Origin of the sequence: Halomonas sp. MES3-P3E (assembly GCF_002836035.1) — a bacterium.
GTDB lineage: Bacteria > Pseudomonadota > Gammaproteobacteria > Pseudomonadales > Halomonadaceae > Vreelandella > Vreelandella arctica.
In genome coordinates this window covers 1-382 of the sequence record NZ_PJBT01000161.1, presented here as the reverse complement: position 1 = coordinate 382, position 382 = coordinate 1, and the positions used below count along the sequence as shown (strand labels likewise).

Below are 382 nucleotides of genomic sequence, written 5' to 3'. Positions count from 1 at the left end.
GGCTCAGTCAACTGGCCTCATTGCAGAGTCCCTGGACAATTTTGCTGATGCGGCAGTGTACGGACTCGCTCTTTATGCGGTTGGGCATAGCGTGAAAAGGCAGGTCCGTGTTGCGCACGTTGCTGGTGTGGTCCAACTGGTTTTGGCTGTTGGCGTACTCGTAGAGGTCGTGAGGCGCTTTGTATTCGGTAGTGAGCCTGAATCGCTGGTGATGATAGCCATCGCATTCGTCGCATTGATTGCCAATACCGCCTGTCTGCTGATGGTATCCAAACATCGAGGGGGCGGAGCTCATATGAAGGCTAGCTGGATATTTTCGGCCAACGACGTGGTGATCAACCTGGGGGTCATCACCGCCGGCGCCCTGGTCGCGTGGACCGGG

At 56.5% G+C, this 382-nt stretch carries 1 protein-coding gene; it reads left to right on the top strand.

All coding sequences use genetic code 11. The features are described 5' to 3' along the window. Positions 1–382 (top strand): cation transporter (locus tag CXF87_RS12465; protein WP_198556100.1); only part of this gene is annotated, 382 nt, incomplete at both ends.